Origin of the sequence: Paenirhizobium daejeonense, assembly GCF_014280875.1 — a bacterium.
GTDB classification, from domain to species: Bacteria; Pseudomonadota; Alphaproteobacteria; order Rhizobiales; family Rhizobiaceae; genus Allorhizobium; species Allorhizobium daejeonense.
In genome coordinates this window covers 31,776-54,044 of sequence record NZ_JACLAL010000014.1, presented here as the reverse complement: position 1 = coordinate 54,044, position 22,269 = coordinate 31,776, and the positions used below count along the sequence as shown (strand labels likewise).

The window sequence follows — 22,269 nt, the reverse complement described above, 5'->3', positions numbered from 1 at the left end:
AGAGGATTCCACAAGAGGGCCGAGGTGGAGAATCTGCTCGCCACAGGCAAGACAGTTTGTTGGGAATTCACGGTTCAGGTGGCGCGCATTTCATCTGTCCAGGCATTGAATCGACGGTTGAATTCCAGCGTCTTCTTCCGCACCGGCCAGCGGAAGCCATAGAAATCGTAGATGCTGGTATCCTTGGGGATTTTTTCGAGACCAACGAGGCTGAGCTTCCCGCGCGTGATCGGTAGCGTGCCGGACACACCGTCCCAGCGGTCGAGGACCGGGAATCCAGCTGCCCGCAGATCCGGATCCCAGGTGGCGTCGAACAATCGTTCCTTGCCATCTATGGAAACGAGTACGGTGTCGTGGAAGCTGCGCGTGTCGGTCAAAAGATTGAGCATGTCACGTGGGATCGGCAGATCCGCCCAATCAAACGTCACCAATGTCTGACGCGCGGAAAAGCCAGCGGCCTTCAGGAGGTGAGTGGCCGCCGCTGCCTTGTGGCGGCAATCGCCTCGCCCCAGGGCGAAAAGGCTCAACGGCTCTCCTTTCCAGGCGGTCAGCTTGTAAGGAACCCGCCGCACAAGTTCGAAGATCGCGATGCGTGCCTCGATTGGCGTCAAGTTCTCGCCCAAAGACCCAAGGATGAATTTCGCATTGAAGGCACGTTTCGCGGCATTTTGTGCCTGGATTGCCTTCTGGGCCGACGCCACCCGGGCGAGCGGATGGATCACTGCGTTGGCAATACAAGGAATAGTGATCAACGTGCCGGCAGTTATCAGTAGATGGCGTCGGTTCAACATGGACGTGATCCTGTATCAAGGGAGTTGGCGTGTCGGGAGAGCGAAGTGCTCCAGGCGGTTGGCGGCTTTGGCGCCGCCGCCCTCGAAGTCGAGGACGGCGGCCAGTGGGAACCAAGGAGGCGGGGATGAGCGCGTTCGTCCATGCCCTGCATGACGGCGTCGTCACGCGTAGATCTGGATAGGGTGATCCGCGGCGAGTATCGGCATTTGGGCGATCGGATTGTGTTTGCGCTGATACCGCACAACATCACCGTTCATGCCTTCGAGATGCATGCGCTTTGAGGGCAGAAGCCCCATTTGCGCCGCTAGAACGTCGAGTTCTGCGGCGATCTCGGGCCGGTGGTTGAAGATCAGCACGCCGTCCTCCGACAGAAGCCGCCCGGCGCTCGTCATAAAAGAGGCGTGGTCGGTTTCGAAATAGACGGCGGCCTGCGAATAGATGATGTCGACCGACCCGCGCGCCACGCCTTGGCGCTCGAGCAGGCGAAGGCCAGCCGCAGTCACGTAGGGATGCTCATAAACACCCTCTGGCAACGCTTCATGCCAGGGTGTCAGGTTCGTGAAATGGAGGAAGACACGCTGTCCCATTTCGTCGGCGAACACATCGCTCATCGACGCGATGTCGTTGCATTTGTGCCGCGAGATAGGGGTTCGGAACCCGGCCCAGGCCGCGCCAATCTCAAGGAATGTGAAGCGTTGTTTGAGTTCCAGAAAGCGCTCCGCCTCTTCATAGATATCGATACCCATCGTCGTGGCGAGACGAAACGAGCCGCCGCTTGAGGTCCAGGCGCCATCATGGGCGAAGGCTGCGATGGCTTGGCCCACCGATCCGGTTTCCCGAACCATGGTTCGGTAGAAGGCGACCGGATTGCGCCGCGATGGGACCGGTACGTTCGGCCTCAGGCGCTTCGCCTGCAGGTCGCGTTTGATGGCCATGCACAGCTTTTGCCAGGCGGCGCTGCTGATACTGTAATTCAGGGTTGCAAGATGGCGTGCGAGTTCCTGACGCGCAACGGCGGCTTGAAAAAACATGGGGTAACTCCGTGATCTGAAATGCCCTCAAGGGGCGCGCAATGGCTTGCGAGGCACGGAATGAAAAAATGTCAGCCCTGCCTCGCCCTCAAAGGGCGAGAGGTCTTGGCGGGCGGAAAAGGCCGGTCAGCGGCTCGCCACGACCAAATTCATTGGTCATGGACAGCTTCATGCTCGACGTTGCCCACACATTGGTCGCTGCGCAAGGCAGAACGCAATGAGGATGAGAATGGTCTTCTGCCTGGGCAGGTGAACCTTTGCTGTCATGGCTGTGGCCGATTGACTGAGCGATTTCCGCCGTGGCCCGCGTCATGGGCGTTTCTGTCGGGGCAAGGCCGTGATGCAGCGACACGAGCAGGGTGGCGACCAAGGCTATGGCCGCCACAAGGGCTCGCAAATTTCTGACACATCTGTCGCGCATGATGGAGAAACTCGATACAAAGGATTAAGACAAAGTTAAGACGCGCGGCATCAAAACGCCGCAGTCTTGGTTAACGGATCGTCAACCTATCCTTGATATTTCCTTGAGCATGGCGACAGGTTTGCACAGAACAGGCTTTCGCGCGGTGATCGCGCTGATGCTGGTCGTGAGCACATTGGTGTTCATGGCGGCGGGCTTTGCTGCGCACAATCCGGGTACGCTCGGCCGCGTCCAGGTCGAACGCCACGCTACGCTGAAGACACAGCAAGCGGGCGAAGACCATGTGCACGATGACGGCAGTGTCGAAGAGCGCGCCTCCGGCCATCTGCATGGCCATAACCCAGGCGATCATTCGCATGAGACCGCGAGAGCGGCGCAAAGCTTCACAGTCATAGCGGTATCGGTCGATAGTTCGTTGCGCGTCCTTTCCGATCGTTTCGCCCATGAAGGTGTCGCTGCTACTCTCGAACGGCCCCCAAAACCGATCTTCCGGACCTGAAGCCGTCCGCATTGCGGACTTCTCAACCGAAATGATCGGAAAACCTATGCACGTTCCCTCTCTTGGGGCGCGGCAGGGACGTAACGTAATTCTGTCCCTCGTCCTCGCTCTTCTCTCGAGCCTGCTGATCAGCAGCGCCGCCTATGCCCATGCCGTTGCCGAGGGTGACAAGGGCTATATTCAGGAAATCTCGGGTATCAACATTCTCCCATTCATCTATCTCGGCGCCAAGCACATGGTGACGGGATACGACCACATCCTGTTCCTGTTCGGCGTGATCTTCTTCCTCTACAAGCTGAAGCATATCGGCATCTATGTAAGTCTATTCGCCGTCGGTCATTCCACGACGATGCTGCTCGGCGTCTATTTCAACGTCGGCATCAACAGCTATATCATCGATGCCATCATCGGCTTGTCGGTCGTCTACAAATCGCTCGACAATATCGGCGCTTTCCAACGCATTCTCGGCTTCCAGCCAAACACCAAGGTCGCCACTTTGGTCTTCGGATTCTTCCACGGTTTCGGCCTGTCGACGAAGATCATCGAGTACGACATCTCTCCCGATGGCCTTGTGCCGAACCTACTCGCCTTCAATGTCGGCGTGGAGATCGGCCAATTGCTAGCTCTCAGCACCATCCTCATCGCGATGGGCTATTGGCGCCGGACCCGCAGTTTCTGGCGCCACGCCTACACCGCCAATGTCGTCATGATGTGCGCCGGTTTCGTGCTGATCGGATATCAGCTCACCGGCCTCGTTCTCTCGTAAGGATATCCCATGTACAACACCGATTTTCCCAGCCGAGCGGACCTCCCGACGCTCGCACGCCTGAAGCGCTCCACTCTGATAGCCGCCGCCGCTGCTGGTGCCATCCTCGTCACTATCGTCCTGCCCTCCGAATATGCAATCGACCCGACCGGAGTCGGCAGGGTGCTCGGCCTTGTCGAGATGGGCGAGATCAAGACGCAGCTTGCTGCTGAGAATGCAAAGGACAAGGCGGCCACGACGGTAGCCCCGCTGGCAGGTGCGGATGGCGTGGCGCTGGCCGCCAGCCTAGTGAAAATGGAGCAGCGCCTCGCTTCGATAGAAGCCATGCTGGCGAACAACAATCTCGCAATCGTCGGGCCTAGCACCGATGAAATCGCGCGTCTTGCGCAGCAGACGGGTAGCGTCTCGCAGGAAAGCGACACAACTGCCACTCTCGCGGACCCGAACGAAGCGGAAGCCCTGCCCGCCGAGGTGGAGACACAGACCGCTGCGCTCTCGGAAAAGAACGATGAGATCACCATCACGCTCGATCCGGGCCAAGGTGCCGAGGTCAAGTTGGTAATGGATGCCGGCGCCAAGGCTGCCTTCGAATGGGCTGCTGAAAATGGAGTATTGAACTTCGACGCTCACGGAGACGGCGGCGGGCAGTCCGTCAGCTATGAGAAGGGGCGTGGTGTGGAAAGCGACAGCGGCGAGCTCGAGGCGGCGTTCAAGGGCAACCACGGCTGGTTCTGGCGCAACCGTGGCAACACGCCGGTAACCTTCACTTTGCGCACTCGCGGCGCCTATGCGGAGATGAAGCGGGTTTCGTGACCGGCGCTGCCGCTCCGGGCTTGCATTTCCGGAGCGGCAATTTCTTCTGGAGGCTCATTATCCGTCACCTCCGAATTTCGAAGGAGAAGGGGATTGCCATATCCCCTCCAGGGGGATAGCATAAGTCATGATTGACAATCGCGAACTTCATCCCTCCCATCCGGATATCGCCAAGCGCCTTAGGCGGGCGGAGGGGCATATCCGCAAGGTCATCGAGATGATCGAGACCGGCCGGCCGTGCCTCGACATCGTTCATCAGCTTCATGCGGTCGAAAAAGCCATCATACAGGCAAAAAGGACGCTCGCCCTTGACCATCTGGACCATTGCCTAGAGGCGGTGGTCGGCCCCTTGGACCATGAAGACCGCAACGCCATTCGTGATTTCAGCCAGATCACCCGCTTCCTGTGAGACATATATGCCCACTTTTGCCGAACTGATAGCGCAGGGTTCCACCCATGCTTGGCTGTTCATGCCCAGCGCCATTCTTCTCGGCGCGCTGCATGGGCTTGAGCCGGGCCATTCGAAGACGATGATGGCGGCCTTCATCGTGGGGGTACGGGGTACGGTCGCGCAGGCGATCCTTCTCGGCCTTGCGGCAACGGCCTCCCATACGGTCATCGTCTGGGCCATTGCGCTTGGCGGCATGTATCTCTGGCAGGGCATCGCTGCCGAAACCCTGGAGCCTTACCTCCAGCTCGTCTCGGCGATCATCATCATCGCCATTGCGCTGTGGATGTTGTGGCGGACCCGGCAGGACCAGCAGGCAGCACGGGCTGCGGCCGGACATGATCATGGGCATGGCCATAGTCATGGTGATGGCCACGACCACGGCCATCATGGGCATGGCGAGGAGACGCGCCGCATCGACACCGGCCACGGCACGATCGTCGTCGAGGTCTTCGAGGACGGCGTGCCGCCGCGCTGGCGCGTCCGCACCGAACGCGGCCACAAATGGCAGGCCGGCGACGTCACGATCGCCACCGAGCGGCCGGACGGCAGCCGGCAGGGCTTCGCCTTTGTCGACAAGGGCAACTATCTCGAATCCATCGACGAGATTCCCGAACCGCACGAGTTCATGGCACGCGTCAGCCTCGGCCATGGCGACCATACGCATGATTATGACCTTTCCTTTGTCGAAGGGCATGGCCATGATCATATGCACGAGGAACTGCGCGGTCTGGAGGTTGCGACCGACGGATATCAGGATGCGCATGAGCTGGCGCATGCCAACGACATCCGCCGCAAATTCGCTGACCGCAACGTCACCACCTGGCAGATCATCATGTTCGGCCTGACGGGCGGCCTCATTCCGTGCCCTGCGGCGATCACAGTTCTTCTACTGTGCCTTCAGCTCAAGGAGTTCACGCTCGGTTTCGCCCTTGTTCTGTGCTTCTCCATCGGCCTTGCTGTAACCCTTGTCGCCGTCGGCGCGGCGGCGGCGCTCAGCGTCCGCCATGCCACGAAGCGCTGGTCGTGGTTCGGCACTTTCGCGCGTAAAGCGCCTTATTTCTCAGGCATTCTCATCATCCTCGTCGGCCTTTATGTCGGCTATCACGGCTGGATCGGGCTTGCGGCGCAGGCCGCCACGCCTGCATCCGCCGGGTGACTCCAGGAAACATTTCATGCTTAGCGTTCTTCAAAACCGAACCTACCGGCACCTCTTCCTCGCGCAGGTCATCGCCCTCATCGGGACGGGGCTTGCAACGGTCGCCCTCGGGCTGCTTGCCTACGATCTTGCCGGCGCGAATGCCGGCGCCGTGCTCGGTACGGCGCTCGCCATCAAGATGATCGCCTATGTCGGCGTGGCGCCTGTCGCTGCCGCTTTCGCGGAGCGCCTGCCGCGCCGTACGATGCTCGTCACGCTGGATCTGATCCGCGCGGCGGTTGCTCTCGCGCTCCCCTTCGTTACCGAGGTCTGGCAGGTCTACGTGCTGATCTTCGTGCTGCAATCGGCCTCCGCCGGCTTCACGCCGACCTTCCAGGCGACGATCCCCGATGTGCTACCCGACGAGAAGGAGTATACACGGGCTCTGTCGCTTTCTCGGCTGGCCTATGACCTTGAAAGCGTGATCAGCCCGATGCTGGCCGCCGCGCTGCTGACGGTGATCAGCTTCCACAGTCTGTTTGCTGGAACTGTCGTCGGCTTCCTAATCTCGGCTGCCCTGGTGGTGTTGGTTTCTCTCCCAAGCCCCAAGGCGACGGCGCCGCGCGGCATCTATGACCGCACGACAAGGGGACTGCGCATTTATCTCGCGACGCCGCGCCTGCGCGGGCTGCTCGCCCTCAACCTCGCCGTCGCCGCCGCCAGTGCCATGGTCATCGTGAACACGGTAGTATTGGTTCAGGCCGGCTTCGGCCTCAGCCAGCGGGCAACAGCGCTGGCATTGGCAGCCTTCGGCGGTGGATCGATGGTCGCCGCCCTGCTGCTGCCACGCCTTCTCGACGACGTTCCGGACCGTAGGGCCATGCTTGCCGGGGCATCCGTTCTCGTGGCCGGCCTCTTCGTCGGTGCCACCGTCCCAGCCTACGGGTTCCTTCTTCCTCTGTGGTTCGTTCTCGGTCTTGGCTACTCCCTGGCTCAGACTCCGTCTGGCCGTCTGCTTCGCCGCTCCTCGCAGCCTGAGGACCGGCCGGCATTGTTTGCGGCGCAGTTTGCACTTTCCCATGCCTGCTGGCTGATAACCTATCCGGTCGCGGGATGGCTTGGTGCAAAGGCTGGGCTTTCGGTCACCTTCGTCGCTCTTGGCATTCTCGCCCTTCTTGCGGTCATGCTCGCGGCCCGCATTTGGCCTGACCATGATCCGGAGGAAATCGACCACGAACACGATGAGCTCGAGCCGGATCATCCCCATCTCGCCGGCGGCGGACACCGCCACCGCCACGCCTATGTCATCGACGGCGACCATACTGAATGGCCGCGTTCGATATGAGGAAACGGTCGCGGGCCGGCGGGTCCCCATGAATGCGCTCGCCGCCTATGGCGGGCTGTTCCTCGTCGCACTGGCCGCTGCGACGATCCTACCGATGCAGTCCGAGGCGGCTTTGGCGGGCCTCCTGTTGATGGAGACCTATTCGGTGTGGCTGCTGCTTGCTGTCGCCAGCGCGGGCAATGTGCTGGGGTCGTTGATCAACTGGCTTCTCGGGCGCGGCCTTGAGCGTTTCCGGGACCGGCGCTGGTTTCCGGTGGGACCAGCGGCACTCGATCGTGCACAGGACTGGTATCAGCGCTACGGAAAGTGGTCACTCCTGCTCAGCTGGGTGCCAGTGATCGGCGATCCGTTGACTGTCGTGGCGGGTGTGCTGCGCGAACCGTTGCCGGGTTTCCTGGCTTTGGTTGCCGTAGCCAAAGTGGGGCGTTATCTGGTCGTGGCGACCATCACCCTGGGCCTGTCGTCATGATGAATTTGCTGCCCGATATTGTCGGCTTTCAACGCGCGGTCTACCTAGCCTTTGCCGAGCATATCAAGGCTTTCGCCGATGGTGGGGGTTGGGGTGCTTTGCTTTTCTATCTGCCGATGGGCATTCTGTTCGGTGCCACGCACGCGCTTGCGCCGGGTCATAGCAAGACGATCCTCGCCACCTATCTGGCAGGCTCTCCTCTCGGAATCCTACGCGGCCTCGCCGTTTCACTCGTGCTCTCTTTTACCCATGTGACGATGTCGGTGCTGATCGTGCTGCTCGCGCTCCCGCTCGTCTCCTTCTCCTCCTTCGCCAATCCCGGCCGCGCGCCTGTGCTGGAGGATTTAAGCCGCGGTTTGCTTGGCCTCATCGGTCTATGGATGCTGTATCGCGCCTTCCGCCGCAAGCCGCAGAGCCACAGAGAGGGCGAGGGGTTTGCCGTCGGCTTCACGGCGGGGCTGATCCCCTGTCCGCTGACCCTCTTCGTGATGACCTTCGCCGTGACGCGCGGCGTGCCGGAAGCCGGTGTTGCCTTCGCCGTCGTCATGATGCTTGGCGTCGCACTAACCCTTTCGGTTGTTGCGGTCGCATCAATTCTCTTTCGCAACGGCATGATCCATCTGCTCGAAAGCCGTGCCACCCTCCTTGAGCTCCTATCCCGTGTCGTCGAAGCAGCGGCCGGCTCCATTCTCATGCTGATTGCCGTGCGTGAGATGCTCGCGTGATGTGCTGCCAACTGTTCAACTGAGGTCTTAATACAAATGCCGGCCGAGCGGCTCCTAAACCTGGACATGCTGAGATTCGTTTCAGCGATGCTCGTCGTTGTGCATCACTATGCTTTCCGGATGCAGGTTACCGGTGAGGGCGGAGGAATCGGTTTCTCCGAAGTGTCCGATATAGCCATCTGGCTAGACACGGGCCTGCTCATATTCTTTGCGATATCCGGTTACGTCATAACGCTCTCGTCCGAGGGACGCACCGCGTTGGAATTTGCGATCGGTCGCTTCGCGCGATTGTGGCCGACGTTTGTGCTCTGTGCATCAATCACGGCCATTGTCCTGTACAATTGGCCGGTTCCAGGTCTTCCGGACCCGACAATAAAGCAGTGGTTATCGCATGCTATCATAAATTCACGGCTCCTGGGGCAGCCTTTCCTTGATGGGGCCTACTGGACGATAGCCTATGAAATCATCTTCTATGGATGGGTTTTCGTGCTCATGGCGGCCGGATGGTTTCACCGCTTCTGGAAGCTCATTGTTTTCCTATGGGTTCTACTGTCCGCCCTAAACGAATTTCACATCGACAGTGAAATTCTTCGAAAGCTATTGATCACAGAGTATTCCGGCTATTTTGCTTTCGGGATGACGCTCTACAAGGTTCGCTATGGCGCAGGGGTGTCGGCGATGAGCGTTCTTGTTTTGTCGATCCTACTGGCTTGCCTTACGCCGTTTTTTGTAGAGCCTAAGAACTTCGAGATCTATGGTATTTATCGAGACAATTTCGGTCTTGCTCTGATCGGACCGATATCCCTTGTTTGCGTGGCAGTTTGTGTCCTGACGCCAAGCCTCTCCGTTTCGCCCGGTGCAGCCACTATTGTCGGTGGTTTGACCTATCCTCTGTATTTGCTTCATCAGAATATTGGGTATTCGGTGTTTGCGCGTTTTGGAGCCGAAAGCGGACGATGGTCTGTCGGTGCACTACTTCTGTTGAGCTTGCTGTTCATTTGTTGGCTTATCGCGCGCTTCTTTGAGCCGCTAAGCCGCAGGTTCATCAAACGATGGGCGAGTGCCCAAACCTCTTTCGGCGTGCATGAGAGATGAAGCCTACCTGTATGCGGCTTGGATGGGAGGTTTAGTGCCTGATATCATGCGCTACATGGACTTTAGATACTTTGAGTTCGCACGGCGGGAACATTTGGGCTCAAACGCCCACTTCTTGGAAGGGCCAGACAGCCAATGGCCCTATGTGGATTGCTCCTCAAGTGCGCAGCTAACGTTCACAACTAGAAATCATGTGCTTAGGTTCTTTTCATAAAATGTTGGCGGTTCGATTCCTTTCAAGAGCTTTGCCAACTCAGCTCCAGCCTGATTTTGTCAGCGCGACACGAACCGATTCAAGCTCAGACCCGCCTGAAAAATGTAAGGCGGTATGCCGAGTGAATAGTGACCACAGTTCAATTGCAAGACAGTCGGCCTTCCACCAGCCCCGGTCAGTTTCTGCATGAAGCTTGCTGATAGCTCTGATAGAATCACCTTGTCTCTCTTCGCCAGAACAACGTGAAGATCGAGACCCGGCCTTGCCAAACGCTTCACGTAGTTCTCCATGCCCATTGGGCCCCAGGCCTTGCGGAGTTCTGCCAGCTCAATAGTTGGTTCGAAGTTGTCTCGTATTGAGCGTGTAGCGCGGCCGGTCCAAACCATATCTGCCAGGCTTCCAGCCGTCAGGAACAATGAAGCTTTCGAAACAGTCGGCTCATGTGCGGCGATGAGCCCCGCGACCCATGAGCCCAAGCTCACGCCGAGAATAGATATCTGTTTGTAGCCTTTGCTCCTAAGCCAACGGATAAGTTTTCGCCCATCCAGAACGGCCTGTCTGATCGATTGAATCGTTCGGCCGAGACTTGCGCTGAGCATGTAATCGGCATGCGTGGAGCCTGGGCGACTACGCTCGAAGTGATACGGCATGGCAATCTCCACAACGGTAATGCCACGCCGCGAAAGGTATCTGGCGAGTTGGCTATTTCGCGCCCTCGCGTTCCAATGATGAAAAACCACCAGTGCGTGATCAAGCGATCCACTTTCGGTGATCTTCGCCCAAACGGTGTTGTTTTCCTCAATGTCGGTTATGATATCTGAGGGAAATTTTAGCCATTCATCTTGTGTCTGAAACCCTTGGTCAACTTCATTGGGTCGTTCAAAGAACGATTGATCTGTCAGCGTCTTGTCTGCAAGGGCACAGAATTCCTCGATGCTCCGAACCTTGCCAGTTCCGGGAAAGGCGAGTTCCGCGTCGAGTGCGAAGGCAGTTGCGTGCTTCCCTTCCTCGCCACGCCGCGCCCGCTGCTCATCCCATCGATCTAGCCATTTATGATACATTTATCTTGGCCCCAAAACCGCATCCTCGCCATGTTCCGAACCCTGGATTAAACAAACCATAGAGCGCAGAAAGCACTGATAGCGCCAGAAGTATCGAGAAGCCAGGGAACGCATCGATCAACAGATACGATCCAATAAGAAGGGCTACGACCGTCGACATTATCCATAGAGTCTTTCGAAGCTGGATGTCCAACCCGATACGAACACAAGCGAACAAGAATACAATGCTCGTCGAAACAACGATGAGGAGGCTACTATAGTGCGTCGGCATTCTATATCCGGTTTCGAGGTTCGGACTAATCCGTCCATGTAGGACTGAGGACATGTCGCTGATCAACCACACAGCGATGTTCCGACTAGCTGATGTGAGATAAGAGCTTTGGCCCTTCATGCATATAGCGACCATGATACCCAACGCAGTGCATCGGAAAATCCCACTCATGGTTTTGAAGGCGATCTCGTTGATCTCGCAAAGTTGATGTCCATGTGTCCGAAGTTTCAGTTTCCTCGTAATTGTCGAGAAATCATGGGCGATGGTGTAGAGCAGAATTAGGCCAACAAAGAAAATATAAAAGCAAATCGCCATATACGAGTAGGCGAGGCCTGTAAAAATGATCTCCTCAGGCACAGATATGATGTCCGGGCGCACGATCGCTATTTTACCCCAATCTATCGCATAGTCGCCTCCACCTTTCATCAATGGAAGAAGACACACTTCGACCCACTGGATCACTCCCGCGAATACGATACAAACAAGAAAAACAGCCCAGTAAGTGAAGGAAGAACTTGCGACAATGCGCGCCCATCCGTTCAGGCTTTCGACCTGATCGCGTGGCGCTCCAACCGTAAAGCGCCCCTCAGATTTCCAAAAGACGAGAAGGTCTATCGTAAAAGCCAGAAACAGCGGCAGCACCACCAGGAAAACGAAAGTCCAGTTCGGCGCCCAAAGAAATCCGACCTGCTTTGCGACTCCGTCCATCCGTTCGACATTTGCGCTGTGAATACCAGTCACATAGGACAAAAAGCCAAGGGCGGTGGCGCCCGCAAATACCGCTGCGGGCAGGTTCAACGGGGATCCCTTGCTGAAGAGCGCCTCAGATCTCATCGCCAGCCCGAAAGGACGGATTTTTCCACCGGTGGCATGGGCAAATTGCACCAGTCCTGTCGCGGACTCGAGGCCGTCGATCCCGATTGCGGCGGGTGCCAAATCCCGGCCTTCGAATGGCGTACTTCCCGTGTCCCGCTTCCCGTAGCGCCTCTTGACCGTCAGTCGAGCTTGCGCCGCGCTCAGTTCCATCTGCCATTCGCTGGTTGCGGCCGGATCATCGCATCCGAAAATCCTCGCTAGCCACCGGATGTTGGCGGTGCTGATTCCTTTGTCATTTTCCTGGAACCAAAGCTGCACCGTGCGCAAGTCGACCCCGATGCGGTTCGAATCAATTTCCGAAATCGCCGTTGCAAGAAGCTCTGGCGTCCACGGTCCCGCGGGAAATCCATCGCTTCCTAAAGGCCGTCCCGCTCCCGCGGCGGCCAATCGTTTGAAGAGTTCTTTGAAATCGCTCCCGTCCTTCGGCGGCGGGAGAAAAAACTTTCCATTGTTCAACAAGGACTTATCGCCTCGCGTTTCGTTTCGTTTCGCTCGATTTCGTGTCGTGTCGTGGCTTCGCCTCCAAAAAGAGGCGTAGTCCCAAAGCGCTGGATACCCACGACGCTGCGGGACGATCGCGCCGCGCCGGCGGTATGTGACAGATGATTGTGTTTTCTCGTGGTCCTAAACTCTGAATATTCAAGGAGGCGAAGTGAATGATGGAACGGCATGTGGATAAGCCTCTGCTCGGGCAGACAATCCTGGTCACCGGCGCCTCCGGCGGCATAGGGGCGGCTATTGTCGAGCGCGTCGCCCTGGAGGGCGGACGGCCGATCATTCATTATTGCCAGGACGAGCATAAGGCGGAGACACTGTTAGACCGGATCGACGGCAACGGCCTTCTTCTTCAAGCCGATCTGTCTGACGTCGACGGCCCGTTCGAACTATGGCGGAAAGCCGTCGACTATGCTGGCCGTGTTCACGGCCTCGTCAACAATGCCGGCATCCGTACCGAAATCTCCATTGAAAGTCCGCCCGGAGAATGGAGAGCGGCGTGGCAGAACGAGTTCCAGGTTAATTTTTTCGCCGCCGCCGATCTTTGCAAGGAAGCCCTCCAGCATTTCAGAACCGAAGGGGGAGGGCGCATTGTGAACATAGCCAGCCGGGCCGGACAGCGCGGGAGCGCGTCCGATTCCATCCCCTATGGTGCTGCGAACGCGGCAATGATCAATCTCACCAAATCTATCGCCCGCAGTTTTGGTCGCGAGGGCGCATCCGCGGTGTGTATCGCACCAGGGCTGGTTCGAACAGGCATGGCTGAACACTACATTGCGGCGCAAAGCAGGGAGGCGGCGATGGGCGAGATACCGGTGGGCGATATGGCCGAGCCCAGAGAAGTTGCGGAACTTGTCGCCTTCGTGCTGCGCTATGGCCAGGACTCGCTAAACGGCGCGACGCTTGACGTCAACGGCGGCAGTCACATTCGTTGATCCAAAGGCTTCGTCGCCGCTATGGGGACAAAGGTACTGTGGCGGTCCGTCTCTATCGGTGGCGATATGCGACACGGGTGGAGCTATCTATCGGAAAAGGCCGACGCTATCTCTTTCTGGACCTTTTTGGCCGCCCGCTTCTTCGCGGGTGCGTTTTCGAGGAAGGTCAGGATTTTCTCCAGCGACTTTTCCGCGTCGGTCCTTCGCTGGGCGCTTCTTTTCATGGCAGATTTGAAGTCCGGCCCGCCGGCGGGTGCATCCGTGATAGCCGATCCCTCGCGATGTTCTGATTGATGTGGAGCCGGCGCGGGTTCCAAGAGAACTTCAGGATTCCTAGTCGTCGACGACGTCGCGGCGGCCGAACACCTTGCGGCAAACTTCGCTCCGGCAGTTGCAAGAGTGGGGCCGTCTGCGGATGCATTGCTCTCGAGAGCCAATTCGGAGAAAGGCGTTGCGGTTCCGACGATCGATTGCGCTTTTTGCGCCCGGACGCGCAACCACGCCCGCCTTATCAACTCGCCGTCAGCATAGTAGAAATTGCGCACGCCGAAGATCGGCTGCTGATTGCGCAGCTTAATGACGCATCGGGTCTCGTTCATTGCACCAAGCTCGTCGGGCCGCATGAGGGGGCGCATCGTGGTCTTGTGCGACATGGTGGCGCCCTTGCGATCGAAGAGGGTGATACCTGTCGAAACCGCCTTGTCGACCGTCACCTCCTTCCGTTCGCCGAGGAGCTGCGAGACATAGCGCTGATCCTCCGGGTCCTGGGCGCCGAGGAAGATTTGTGCGCGTGCCGAATTCACCAGCGTCTGCCGGCCCTCTCGTGTGTAGACGTTGTCGATCGAGCGCAGGGACTGGACGAAGAACCAGCAAGGAATACCATAACCGCCGAGGACAGTGGCAACGTTCAGGGCGTTTTCCAGCTTGCCGAGGTTCTGGAATTCATCGAGCAGCACCAGCACGCGGCGTTCGCCGCGCTTCATCATGTTGCGGGACATGTAGTCCATGAACTGAACCATCAGCACGTTGAAGATCGGCCCGATCGAAGCGATCTGCTGGATACGGAAATCCAGATAGAGGCTCATGTTTTCGCGCCGCATCGCCCGGATGTCGAAGGTCGACCGCGCCGTCGCACGTAGGATTCGGTTATTCTTGAACGGCCGCACGGCGGCGGCGAGCGATCCATAGACGCCGTCGAACTGTTTGCTGGCCATGACGGCGAAACGGGCAAGGGTGGTATAGGTAAAGGAGCTGATCCACGCGGCGCGAAGCTCAGGATTGGCAACTTCCCCCAGCCATTCGCGCAGCGGCTGATCGCCACCCTCGACGACATTGAGGACGGTTCCGAGATTCTTGTCCTTATCGAGAATATCGGGGTTTTCCAGCACCCAGGATGTGACGCCGGCAAACAGCGCGCGAGCATCGGAGATCCAGTAAGCATCGCCCTTCGGTGTCGGCAGCAGAGCGGTCGCGATCGAGTTGATGTCGATATCGCGCTGGTCCGGATCGATGGCCACGAAATCCAGCGGATTATAGCATTCGGTGTCGCCATTCTCATCCGCCGGAGAGAACCGCAGCACGCGCGAGAATTTTGAGCGATAGCCGGCCGTCGCCTCATAGGTCTCGCCGCGCATGTCGAGCACGACGATGCTATCAGGCCAGAGCAGGCAATTCGGAACGATCAGTGAGGCGCCCTTACCCGATCGCGGCGGGCCGATGACGAACCCGCCGACGTCATCGCCATCGATCCAGAGCTTCTTGCCGCCGAACAGCATGGGCTTCAAGAACCGCCGCCGGCCGGACCCGCGCTGCGTGAAGCCACCCGGAACCTTGATCAGGCTACCACCGATCCGGCCGACGAACACGCCGCCCGTCCGGGTAAGCCCGAGGGTCCGCGCTTCCAGCGGGCTCAGAAACCGCGCGTCCGTCGATTTCTTCCTGCCGGTCATCGCGGTGATGAGCATTGCGAAGCCAGCAACCGCGCCAGCGCAAGCCGCAATCGCAGGCCGATGCCAGTCGCCGGTGGCGAGGTCGAGACGCGCCGCTCGATAAGATGCGAGCATATCGTCCTGCAGCGCCTGGAACATCCAGGTCGAGTTGTCGAAGGCGTAATAGAGGCCGGCATAGGCAAGCGAGGAGACGAAGGCCGCCATCGCAGCCGCGATCACCAGTCCGAACAGCAGGATCGCCGGGTTCACAGCACGTCCCCCTTGGTGAAGACGATCTCGGACACGACGCGCCGTCCGTCCGGGAACCTATGAAGCTGTACAACCACCGGGATCACTTCCTTCAGATAGTCGATGATTTCGTGCTTCTGCAGCCGAACGCCACTTTGCATGACCATCAATGCCAGACGGTCATAGGCGTCGCGTGCGGAATTGGCATGGACCGTGGTCAACGAGCCGGGATGTCCGGTATTGATCGCCTGGAGGAAGGAGAAAGCCTCCTCGCCGCGAAGCTCGCCGAGCATCACCCGATCCGGCCGCATGCGCAGCGACGCTTCCAGCAATTGCTGTGGCGTCACCTTGGCCCGACCTTGATCACCCTTCGATGCGAGCAGGGCGACGGTGTTCGGAGTAGGCGGTCTCAGCTCGCGCGTGTCCTCGATCGTCACGATGCGTTCCTCATCTGGAACTTCTTTCAGAAGCGCGTTGAGGAAGGTGGATTTGCCGGTCGAGGTGCCCCCCGAGACGGCGATCGAAACCCGTGAGCGCACGGCCGTCCGGAGAAACTGCATGACATCGACATCGCCCTGCAGCATGGCGGCAAGGGTTTCTTCGGCCGGCGAAAGCCTGAGTTGGCGACCGACGCGTGTGTCGTCGAAGGCGCCGCGGCTCTTGTAGACGTCCAGGCCGATGTCATGGATGACCTGCTTGCGGATCGAGATCGCGCCGCCGGCAGGTGCGGCCGGCGGCAGAACGCACTGGAAGCGCTCGCCGGTCGGTAGCGAGGCGGATAGGATGGGATGTTCCTCGTTGACAACCTGGTTGGTGGAGCCCGCCACCCGCTCGCTCAGCGTCCTGATCCAATCAGCGGTAAACTGCGCGTCGACAACACGTTCCATGCCGGCGACGCCGAGCCGCTCGATGAACACCTCGCCGGGGCGATTGACCGAGATTTCGGAGACGCGATCGTCCGAGAGGAATGGCTTCAGCCGCTCCAGGGCTTTGTCGAGAAACGGGAACTGCTTCATTTGTAGACCGGCGCTATCGGATAGTAGGGCGTCGGATCGACATTGCGCCGGATATGGCCACCGCGCTTCAGCCGCATCATCTCCTGCCGGACCGGGTCGGCATAGAAGGCGGAGAAGTCGAGATCGCGCCTGAGATAGACGATGATCGACTCGCCCTGCGCGACATAGATCGTCGGCGGGATCTTCGAGCTTTCCTTGAAGGCTTCGTTGGCGATGTCCTGGAGGACGGCCGACGATTTCTCGGCGGCGATCGAGCGGGCTTCAGCAGCCGTACGGCTCGGCTCGGTGGTGATCGTCGTCACCGCGCCGGTGATCGGATCGACCGTGGAGATCGAGCGAGCGCTTTCCGCGGCGGTATCGCCCAGCGCCGAGACATATTCGGCCGCGCCCCCGATCACCGACAGCATGATCGCCGACCCGAAACGCTCCCAGAAATGCGTGTCGATTTCACCGGTGAGCCCGGCGCGACCGAGACGATCGGCGCCAGGGGAGGCAATCTCGACGGAGACGCCGTCCGAGCGGATGACACGGGACCAGACGATGAAGATGCGCTTCTGGCCGCGTGCCAGGCCGGACTTGTATTCCCCGACCAGCCGCGAGCCCTTCGGAATGAGGATGCGGCCGCCATCGAGAGAGCGGACATCCTCGCGCACGACGGCGCGCACCATGCCGGGCAGGTCGGTGTTGATCGCCGTCTCGAGGAAGCCACGGATCATGGTGCCTTGGGCGACCAGCGCATCCTTTCGGTCGAAGCGGGTCGCCTTGACGATGCCTGCCGTCTGCTTTTCCGACTGGGCGAGGAACGCCTTGTTGGCATCGCTTTCCGCGCCGGGGACCGCGACGAGCTGGCCATCGTCGGCGATGGTCACCGCCTGGTCCCCGGATAGCGTCTCCCGGTTCGAGCCATCGAGGACGATTTGCTCGGAGCGCAGCCGTTCCCACCGCGCCTTCTCTTCTTCCTCCCGGCGCTTGGCCTCCAGCTCTGCGAGACGGGCATTTTCTTCCGCGCGCCGGCGAGCCTCTTCCATCAGTAACCGCTCCTCCTCAGCCCTGCGGCGCGCTTCCTCGATCTGCCGCAGCTTTTCGAGATCGTCGCCCTGGTTGACGGTGACGTCGACATCGGCGGAATCCACCGGCTTCTTCTCCGCGACGGGAATCTGCACCAGGTTGGGATCTGCCGCCTGCTTCACCGGCTCGTCGGGGAAATCGCGAATGCTGGAGTTCGAAGTCTCGAAGCTCTCGCCGCTGCCTTCGGAGAGGCTGGGGTTCTGTGGTTCGGTCGGCCAGTTGACGTATGCCAGGACGCCCACGCCGACGACGAGCAGGACCGGAAGGGCCAGCTTGCCGAGGCGACCATTACGGTCGTTTGCCACGCTGCTTTGTCCATCGAGATGGTCGAAGTCGATTTTGCTCACCGCTGGCGCTCCTCTTTATGGCCGAGGCGCTTCGGCCCGTACGCGTCCTCGATGAGGTCGAAGGATTGGCGATTGGCCTGCCGGTTATAGAGGCAAAGCCACTTGTCGCCAGCGCGCAGGGTGAACTGCGCCGCGATCTTGTCGACGACGACATATTTGCCTTGCGTGCGCAGGTTGATGAGCGACTCCTGACGCTTGCCCTCAACCACGAAGATCGCGGGGATTTCGCCGGGAAATTCCAGATACATATGCGTGCCATCATCGAAGGCGACACGTGGCTTCAGGCTGGTGTCGCCCTTGAACACATAATCGTAGTTCAGGCGGTTCGGATCGAGATCCTTCAGCAACGGGTCCTTGGCGCTCTCCTGCGCGGCGGCCAGCAGCCGGGCATTGACGTCCTCATCAGGATATTTGAACCGCACCTGGAAGGCGGCGCGCAGGTCGGCCGCGGCGGAACCTTTCAGAAGCAACGCATAGACGCGCTGGTTTGTGACGATGTTGACGTTGGTCTCGGCATTTTCGCGCAAGGGCTTGACGAACAGGATGCCGGAACCCTTCTTCGGCACTATCGACCAGCTGGCGGTATCGCCGGCCGAAATCGTTTCGATCACCTCGGAGCTGCCAAGCTGGATCATCGTGGAGACGCCGAGACCGGCCGGCACGGTGACGACGGAATTGTTGTTGAAGGTGATGTAGCGGATGCGGGGATCGGCCGCGGGCGAGACGGTCGCAGTGGCGAGCAGCGCGAGCGCTGCGAGGGCGAGGAGAGATTTCCGCATCATCGCGCAGCCTTGTCCGCCGGCAGAACTTCGGGCAACGATTCCTGGTCGCGCCTATATTCGGTAGCCTGGAAGCCGAGCGGATTGTCAAAACGATATTCGTTCTTCAGCGGCGCGGTTGTGTAGCGGAAGCGAACCACCGAGACCCAATGCTCGCGGCGCAGGGTGTTGTCGCGGCGGGTTTCGGTCGAGAAGCGCACCGTCGCCGTGGAGGCATTGAGGAACGAGACCGACTTGATGGTGACAGCAATGCGCGTGTCGCGGCCGAGCAGCTTGTCCTTCGATTGCGGGTTCGACGGCTCGAATTCGTGGCGGAGGTCGGCCGCAGCCTGCCCGGTCGAATAGAGCTGGGCGAGGTCGTAATTGTCCTTGAGCGCGCGCGGATCATAGGTCTCGCGCGCCCGGATGTAACGGACGATGTTGGCGGTCTTGATGGCATCGTTCTCCGAGAGTTTGCTCTCAATCAGGGAACGGGCGACCTCAACGAAGCCGGTGGTCTTGTCGGCGATCACTACCACGGCCTCGAACTGCTTCAAGGGAACGAGGAGATTGAGGGCCGACAGGCTGAGCAGCGTGGAAATGCCGGCGACGGTGGCGACGGTCCAGGCGATCTTCCGGGATCGGCGCTCCTTGCGATAAAGTTCGGCCTCCCAGGATGCGCCGGCTTTCCAATAGGCGGTGAGATCGATCGGCGGTGTTTCGGGCGTGTTTGCGGCGGCGTCTTCGTTGGTCATTTGGGTATCCGGTGATCGCCGACGGCGAAAAAAGAAACTATAGTTTATTCGCTTGGCCGAACGATCTCCTCTGCCGGGTGGAGCGGCGTCAAGATCAATCCGCAAAGCCTGGGATTACGGAGCGCTCAGCTCCTCGGTGCAGCAGCTCTAGGTCCTAGCTGCACAAGCGCATCAGCGTTTTCTTGGACGCTGTATTGGAGAAGAAGAAGGAGCGATCGTCCTTCACCTCGATCGTGACGGTATCTCGGTCGCCATCCGCTTCGTCGGCGCCGGCCTCGATCCACAACACATCGAGCGTATAGGCACTGCCGTCCTGTTTGACGGACAGCACCTTGCCGGCGGTCTTGTTGGCACCGATAGCCTTTTCCTCGACATAGATAAATGCGGCGGCCGCAGCCTCGCAGCCGCCTTCAGCGGGTGCATAAGCCCCGGTTAGCACCGGCAGGATCGAGCTTGGCGATTGTGCCCGTGCCGCGCCGGGAAGCAGCAGGCCGAGCGCGAGCATCGTCGACACGACTTTCTTCATTCTCAAGCTTCCTTGTTCAGAAACCGAACAATGCGCCCAGGCTTTGAGCATAGCCGGCGAGCGTGTTGTAGAGATCGATGCAATATTCCGCGAACGGCTTGAAGAAGATGACCGCAAGGATGAACACAAGATAGCCGAAACCGCCGCCCTTCTTGGATTCGGCGCGAGCGTGTTCCGCAGCTTCCTCGTTGATCTGAGCCTGCTGATGTACGGCCGCCTGATAGCGACGGGGATCATTCCAAGGGTGCATTCAAGCCTCCTTCATATAAACTATATTTAACGAGCGAACATCTGTCTGGCCAGCCTAAAATTGCCCGTTCCTTTCGGTTTCACGCTGTATCGCACGCGCCCGTGCTGCCTGAACGTCGCCGGATGTTCGGCGACGCCCGAGGCCAGTTCGGAGAATCTGCGCTCGGTTGGAGAGTTGGTATCCGGTACGCCGCAAAGATTCCCTTCCTCCCTGGAAGGGGACATCGCCTTGCCCTGGCGCTGTGCCCCCGGTAATTGCGGCTGCAAAGGCCGGAATGAACCGGAACACCACGATCCCGAGCAGGCAGACGATCACGAAGGGCGCGACATAGGAGAGCTTGCTTTCCGTCGCCGTGTTGTTGGCGGTGTTGATGGCCAGCTCGATCAGCTGGTAGAGGAAGGCGAGGAAGGCCATCATCAGGGTCTGCGTCACCATCAGGTTGACCATCAGCAGCAGCCAGCCGTCGGTGAAGCGGAACGTCCAGCGATAGAGCGCCAGGATGATGAACACCGGCGCCAAGGCCAGCGTGATGAACAGCATCAGCTTGGCGGCAAGGATCGCGGCAGCGGCAACGGCGATGAAGATCATGGCGACGACAAAGACGATGGCACCGATCAGCGCGCCGACATATTCGAAAGTGCCGGTCGCCACCTGCTCATAGATCTTGCCTGCGGTCTCGAACACGGCGTCGAGGATCTTCACGACGCCGGTCGTGTCGCCTGTGCCGCCATCGAGCGCACCACCGGAACCCGCGATCGACTCGATGATCGTGTCGGAGATCAGGTTGGGAACGGACTGCACCAGCTGGTAGAGCGTGGCGGAGAACGCCCCCCAGTTCGTGGCCATATAATAGATGGCGAAGGCGCGCCCGAGCCGCCAGGCCGCCTCCGGCACGGAGAAGCCGTCGCGGCCGGCAAGGATCATGTATCCCCACCAGATCACATAGAGGGTGAGCATCGACCCGAACAGGACATTCACCTGAAGCGCGAGGCCGTCATAGGCGTTCTTGATGAACGTCTCGCCGATGCCGTCGAGCTTGGCAAAAATGTCCGAAATGATCGTGGTCGCTGCCATCGGCCTATTCCTTCAGCACGGGCGCGAACACGTCATTGACCGGCCAAGCCGGTCCGCACAGGTCATTGGCGTCCGCATATCCAGAGATCGGCGGGCAGGGGGCCTTTTTCTCCCCCTTCGTCTGGCAACCGGAAAGCAGGACGAGGCCTGCCAGCATCGTGGCAACGAGGAAACGCATGCGGCCTCACTTGAACGGGTTGATGTCTTTGTATTGCAGCATCTTGGCGGTTTCCGACTGCTGGGTCAGCCGCATCTGCATCTCGGTGTTGAGCGCCGAGACCGCGCCATTCGAGACGCCGATCAGCTCATTGATGGTCCGCGCCGTCTCCAGCTGCATGCGGGTGTTGGCGTCAACCGAGCCCTTGACGTCCTCGGCCGAGCCGATCTGGCCGGTGGCCGATTGCAGCGATTGTTCGCGCTGCGTCACGCCTTTCGTCGCCTGCTGGGTCAGCGCCGAGAGCAGCGCCACCGTGTTGACGGCACCCGAGAAGGCATTGTTCATCGCACCGGCGTCCTCGCCCTCGACGATCGCCTTGACCTGCTTGACGAGCTGCAGCCCGTTGATCAGCGTCGCGGCAATATTCTGCGCGTCGGAGCCGAGACCGCCGAAGGATAGCGTGCCGCCGTTCATGATCGACGAGAAGGACGGCGCGGCCGAGACCGACATATTGCCACCGAGGCCGGTCGAGGAAATGCCCATCGATCCGTCGCGGCTGCCGGACAGCGCGCCGAGGATCTCCTTGGTCTTTTCCAGGATGTTGGTGTTGGTCTTCATGATCTCGCCGGTATTCTCGGCGTTCTTCTTGGCGATGGCGAGATTGGTGTTGTCGATCACCGGAATGTCGGCGAGGGCCGGCGTCGAGAAGGCGAGGGCGGCGGTGACGACGAGAAGCTTGTTCATGGT

The 22,269-nt window shown here is 59.6% G+C and carries 25 protein-coding genes; 10 read left to right on the top strand and 15 right to left on the bottom strand.

The features are described 5' to 3' along the window. Nucleotides 1–74: 74 nt before the first annotated feature. The 3 genes from H4I99_RS23405 to H4I99_RS23395 form a co-directional block, all read right to left on the bottom strand. Complete coding sequence (locus tag H4I99_RS23405) at nucleotides 75–791, bottom strand: transglutaminase domain-containing protein (protein WP_163906515.1); 717 nt, start codon at nucleotides 789–791, stop codon at nucleotides 75–77. A 162-nt stretch (nucleotides 792–953) separates the two neighbouring features. Further along, entirely contained in the window at nucleotides 954–1,823 is an 870-nt protein-coding gene (locus H4I99_RS23400) for a hypothetical protein (protein ID WP_163906513.1), read from the bottom strand. An 88-nt stretch (nucleotides 1,824–1,911) separates the two neighbouring features. After that, on the bottom strand, nucleotides 1,912–2,193 hold the full coding sequence (locus H4I99_RS23395) for a hypothetical protein (protein ID WP_163906511.1): 282 nt from the start codon (nucleotides 2,191–2,193) through the stop codon (nucleotides 1,912–1,914). 160 nt (nucleotides 2,194–2,353) lie between these two features. Between H4I99_RS23395 and H4I99_RS23390 the strand changes: the two genes are divergently transcribed. The 9 genes from H4I99_RS23390 (at nucleotide 2,354) to H4I99_RS23350 (ending at nucleotide 9,542) form a co-directional block, all read left to right on the top strand. Next, nucleotides 2,354–2,743, top strand: coding sequence for a hypothetical protein (locus tag H4I99_RS23390; RefSeq protein ID WP_163906509.1), 390 nt, complete (start codon nucleotides 2,354–2,356; stop codon nucleotides 2,741–2,743). 46 nt (nucleotides 2,744–2,789) lie between these two features. Continuing rightward, nucleotides 2,790–3,509 (top strand): HupE/UreJ family protein, encoded by a 720-nt coding sequence (locus tag H4I99_RS23385; RefSeq protein WP_206110916.1) that lies wholly within the window; start codon nucleotides 2,790–2,792, stop codon nucleotides 3,507–3,509. A gap of 9 nt (nucleotides 3,510–3,518) precedes the next feature. Then, entirely contained in the window at nucleotides 3,519–4,322 is an 804-nt protein-coding gene (locus H4I99_RS23380) for a hypothetical protein (RefSeq protein WP_163906505.1), read from the top strand. A 127-nt stretch (nucleotides 4,323–4,449) separates the two neighbouring features. Then, complete coding sequence (locus tag H4I99_RS23375) at nucleotides 4,450–4,731, top strand: metal-sensing transcriptional repressor (protein ID WP_163906503.1); 282 nt, start codon at nucleotides 4,450–4,452, stop codon at nucleotides 4,729–4,731. 7 nt (nucleotides 4,732–4,738) lie between these two features. Continuing rightward, entirely contained in the window at nucleotides 4,739–5,929 is a 1,191-nt protein-coding gene (locus tag H4I99_RS23370; protein WP_163906494.1) for a nickel/cobalt efflux transporter, read from the top strand. Nucleotides 5,930–5,945: 16 nt separating this feature from the next. Next, a complete protein-coding gene (locus H4I99_RS23365; protein ID WP_163906492.1) occupies nucleotides 5,946–7,253 on the top strand; it encodes an MFS transporter in 1,308 nt (435 codons plus the stop codon). A 28-nt stretch (nucleotides 7,254–7,281) separates the two neighbouring features. After that, on the top strand, nucleotides 7,282–7,722 hold the full coding sequence (locus H4I99_RS23360; RefSeq protein ID WP_163906490.1) for a YqaA family protein: 441 nt from the start codon (nucleotides 7,282–7,284) through the stop codon (nucleotides 7,720–7,722). Beyond that, nucleotides 7,722–8,447 carry a nickel/cobalt transporter gene (locus H4I99_RS23355; protein WP_163906553.1) on the top strand — a complete coding sequence of 242 codons (726 nt, stop codon included), beginning with the start codon at nucleotides 7,722–7,724 and terminating at the stop codon, nucleotides 8,445–8,447. The genes H4I99_RS23360 and H4I99_RS23355 overlap by 1 nt, the downstream gene beginning before the upstream one ends. A gap of 66 nt (nucleotides 8,448–8,513) precedes the next feature. After that, nucleotides 8,514–9,542: an acyltransferase family protein gene (locus H4I99_RS23350; RefSeq protein ID WP_244625270.1), complete on the top strand. Its 1,029-nt coding sequence runs from the start codon at nucleotides 8,514–8,516 to the stop codon at nucleotides 9,540–9,542. A 273-nt stretch (nucleotides 9,543–9,815) separates the two neighbouring features. Here the strand turns inward: H4I99_RS23350 and H4I99_RS23345 are convergent, their stop codons facing one another. Both H4I99_RS23345 and H4I99_RS23340 read right to left on the bottom strand, forming a co-directional pair. Further along, nucleotides 9,816–10,817, bottom strand: a complete 1,002-nt coding sequence (locus tag H4I99_RS23345; RefSeq protein WP_163906486.1) for an alpha/beta hydrolase family protein — start codon at nucleotides 10,815–10,817, stop codon at nucleotides 9,816–9,818. Then, complete coding sequence (locus H4I99_RS23340) at nucleotides 10,807–12,423, bottom strand: RcgA family putative transporter (protein ID WP_163906484.1); 1,617 nt, start codon at nucleotides 12,421–12,423, stop codon at nucleotides 10,807–10,809. The genes H4I99_RS23345 and H4I99_RS23340 overlap by 11 nt, the downstream gene beginning before the upstream one ends. A 197-nt stretch (nucleotides 12,424–12,620) precedes the next feature. Here H4I99_RS23340 and H4I99_RS23335 point away from each other — a divergent pair, with 197 nt between their 5' ends. Then, a complete protein-coding gene (locus H4I99_RS23335) occupies nucleotides 12,621–13,394 on the top strand; it encodes an SDR family NAD(P)-dependent oxidoreductase (RefSeq protein WP_233290894.1) in 774 nt (257 codons plus the stop codon). A gap of 83 nt (nucleotides 13,395–13,477) precedes the next feature. On the opposite strand, the gene H4I99_RS23330 is transcribed toward H4I99_RS23335, so the two are convergent. From H4I99_RS23330 to H4I99_RS23285, 10 genes are all read right to left on the bottom strand, one after another. After that, on the bottom strand, nucleotides 13,478–15,592 hold the full coding sequence (locus tag H4I99_RS23330; protein ID WP_163906474.1) for a type IV secretory system conjugative DNA transfer family protein: 2,115 nt from the start codon (nucleotides 15,590–15,592) through the stop codon (nucleotides 13,478–13,480). Then, nucleotides 15,589–16,587 (bottom strand): P-type DNA transfer ATPase VirB11, encoded by a 999-nt coding sequence (gene virB11, locus H4I99_RS23325; RefSeq protein ID WP_163906472.1) that lies wholly within the window; start codon nucleotides 16,585–16,587, stop codon nucleotides 15,589–15,591. Before virB11 ends, H4I99_RS23330 begins: the two co-directional genes overlap by 4 nt. Then, nucleotides 16,584–18,002 (bottom strand): type IV secretion system protein VirB10, encoded by a 1,419-nt coding sequence (gene virB10 / locus H4I99_RS24610; RefSeq protein ID WP_163906470.1) that lies wholly within the window; start codon nucleotides 18,000–18,002, stop codon nucleotides 16,584–16,586. Before virB10 ends, virB11 begins: the two co-directional genes overlap by 4 nt. Next, nucleotides 17,999–18,784 carry a TrbG/VirB9 family P-type conjugative transfer protein gene (locus H4I99_RS23315; RefSeq protein ID WP_163906468.1) on the bottom strand — a complete coding sequence of 262 codons (786 nt, stop codon included), beginning with the start codon at nucleotides 18,782–18,784 and terminating at the stop codon, nucleotides 17,999–18,001. Before H4I99_RS23315 ends, virB10 begins: the two co-directional genes overlap by 4 nt. After that, entirely contained in the window at nucleotides 18,781–19,515 is a 735-nt protein-coding gene (locus H4I99_RS23310) for a VirB8 family type IV secretion system protein (RefSeq protein WP_163906466.1), read from the bottom strand. The genes H4I99_RS23315 and H4I99_RS23310 overlap by 4 nt, the downstream gene beginning before the upstream one ends. Nucleotides 19,516–19,669: 154 nt before the next feature. Then, nucleotides 19,670–20,041: a hypothetical protein gene (locus H4I99_RS23305; protein WP_163906464.1), complete on the bottom strand. Its 372-nt coding sequence runs from the start codon at nucleotides 20,039–20,041 to the stop codon at nucleotides 19,670–19,672. Nucleotides 20,042–20,057: 16 nt separating this feature from the next. Beyond that, complete coding sequence (locus tag H4I99_RS23300; RefSeq protein WP_163906462.1) at nucleotides 20,058–20,291, bottom strand: hypothetical protein; 234 nt, start codon at nucleotides 20,289–20,291, stop codon at nucleotides 20,058–20,060. A gap of 54 nt (nucleotides 20,292–20,345) precedes the next feature. After that, the gene (locus tag H4I99_RS23295; protein WP_163906461.1) at nucleotides 20,346–21,365 is read right to left on the bottom strand and encodes a TrbL/VirB6 family protein; all 1,020 of its coding nucleotides are present in this window, start codon (nucleotides 21,363–21,365) and stop codon (nucleotides 20,346–20,348) included. 4 nt (nucleotides 21,366–21,369) lie between these two features. Continuing rightward, nucleotides 21,370–21,543, bottom strand: a complete 174-nt coding sequence (locus H4I99_RS23290; protein ID WP_163906459.1) for a hypothetical protein — start codon at nucleotides 21,541–21,543, stop codon at nucleotides 21,370–21,372. Between the two features lie 6 nt (nucleotides 21,544–21,549). Then, nucleotides 21,550–22,266: a type IV secretion system protein gene (locus H4I99_RS23285; RefSeq protein WP_163906456.1), complete on the bottom strand. Its 717-nt coding sequence runs from the start codon at nucleotides 22,264–22,266 to the stop codon at nucleotides 21,550–21,552. Nucleotides 22,267–22,269: the final 3 nt, after the last annotated feature.

Coding starts and splice junctions, on each gene's coding strand:
- H4I99_RS23405 (WP_163906515.1), bottom strand. CDS start 791: ATGTTGAACCGACGCCATCTACTGATAACTGCCGGCACGTTGATCACT.
- H4I99_RS23400 (WP_163906513.1), bottom strand. CDS start 1,823: ATGTTTTTTCAAGCCGCCGTTGCGCGTCAGGAACTCGCACGCCATCTT.
- H4I99_RS23390 (WP_163906509.1), top strand. CDS start 2,354: ATGGCGACAGGTTTGCACAGAACAGGCTTTCGCGCGGTGATCGCGCTG.
- H4I99_RS23385 (WP_206110916.1), top strand. CDS start 2,790: ATGCACGTTCCCTCTCTTGGGGCGCGGCAGGGACGTAACGTAATTCTG.
- H4I99_RS23380 (WP_163906505.1), top strand. CDS start 3,519: ATGTACAACACCGATTTTCCCAGCCGAGCGGACCTCCCGACGCTCGCA.
- H4I99_RS23375 (WP_163906503.1), top strand. CDS start 4,450: ATGATTGACAATCGCGAACTTCATCCCTCCCATCCGGATATCGCCAAG.
- H4I99_RS23370 (WP_163906494.1), top strand. CDS start 4,739: ATGCCCACTTTTGCCGAACTGATAGCGCAGGGTTCCACCCATGCTTGG.
- H4I99_RS23365 (WP_163906492.1), top strand. CDS start 5,946: ATGCTTAGCGTTCTTCAAAACCGAACCTACCGGCACCTCTTCCTCGCG.
- H4I99_RS23360 (WP_163906490.1), top strand. CDS start 7,282: ATGAATGCGCTCGCCGCCTATGGCGGGCTGTTCCTCGTCGCACTGGCC.
- H4I99_RS23355 (WP_163906553.1), top strand. CDS start 7,722: ATGAATTTGCTGCCCGATATTGTCGGCTTTCAACGCGCGGTCTACCTA.
- H4I99_RS23350 (WP_244625270.1), top strand. CDS start 8,514: ATGCTGAGATTCGTTTCAGCGATGCTCGTCGTTGTGCATCACTATGCT.
- H4I99_RS23345 (WP_163906486.1), bottom strand. CDS start 10,817: ATGTATCATAAATGGCTAGATCGATGGGATGAGCAGCGGGCGCGGCGT.
- H4I99_RS23335 (WP_233290894.1), top strand. CDS start 12,621: ATGATGGAACGGCATGTGGATAAGCCTCTGCTCGGGCAGACAATCCTG.
- virB11 (WP_163906472.1), bottom strand. CDS start 16,587: ATGAAGCAGTTCCCGTTTCTCGACAAAGCCCTGGAGCGGCTGAAGCCA.
- H4I99_RS23315 (WP_163906468.1), bottom strand. CDS start 18,784: ATGATGCGGAAATCTCTCCTCGCCCTCGCAGCGCTCGCGCTGCTCGCC.
- H4I99_RS23310 (WP_163906466.1), bottom strand. CDS start 19,515: ATGACCAACGAAGACGCCGCCGCAAACACGCCCGAAACACCGCCGATC.
- H4I99_RS23305 (WP_163906464.1), bottom strand. CDS start 20,041: ATGAAGAAAGTCGTGTCGACGATGCTCGCGCTCGGCCTGCTGCTTCCC.
- H4I99_RS23300 (WP_163906462.1), bottom strand. CDS start 20,291: ATGCACCCTTGGAATGATCCCCGTCGCTATCAGGCGGCCGTACATCAG.
- H4I99_RS23295 (WP_163906461.1), bottom strand. CDS start 21,365: ATGGCAGCGACCACGATCATTTCGGACATTTTTGCCAAGCTCGACGGC.
- H4I99_RS23290 (WP_163906459.1), bottom strand. CDS start 21,543: ATGCGTTTCCTCGTTGCCACGATGCTGGCAGGCCTCGTCCTGCTTTCC.
- H4I99_RS23285 (WP_163906456.1), bottom strand. CDS start 22,266: ATGAACAAGCTTCTCGTCGTCACCGCCGCCCTCGCCTTCTCGACGCCG.